Here is a 215-nt window from a genome sequence, read left to right as displayed (position 1 = left end):
TTAGTTCACGACGTGCACGAGTAATGCCCCCGTACAGCAGACGGCGCTCTTCTTCGACCGTCTCACTCATAATGGAGGTGCGATGCGGTAGCATCTCTTCCTCGAGCCCCATGATATAAACAACATCGAACTCCAAACCTTTTGCGGCATGTAAGGTCCTCAAGTTAACTTTGTTAGTGTTCTCTACTTCATGCTGTTGCTCGAGCTTATCACGC

The 215-nt window shown here is 49.3% G+C and carries 1 protein-coding gene; it reads right to left on the bottom strand.

The window, feature by feature from the left end; translation table 11 throughout:
• Positions 1 to 215, bottom strand: a 215-nt coding sequence (locus tag V6252_RS13390; protein ID WP_341610763.1) for a 3'-5' exonuclease, incomplete at both ends; no start/stop codon positions are given.

The sequence above is a fragment of the Psychrobacter proteolyticus genome (assembly GCF_038155145.1).
GTDB lineage: Bacteria > Pseudomonadota > Gammaproteobacteria > Pseudomonadales > Moraxellaceae > Psychrobacter > Psychrobacter proteolyticus_B.
The sequence above is the reverse complement of the archived record's forward strand: the minus strand, read 5'-3'. Positions and strand labels throughout refer to the sequence as shown.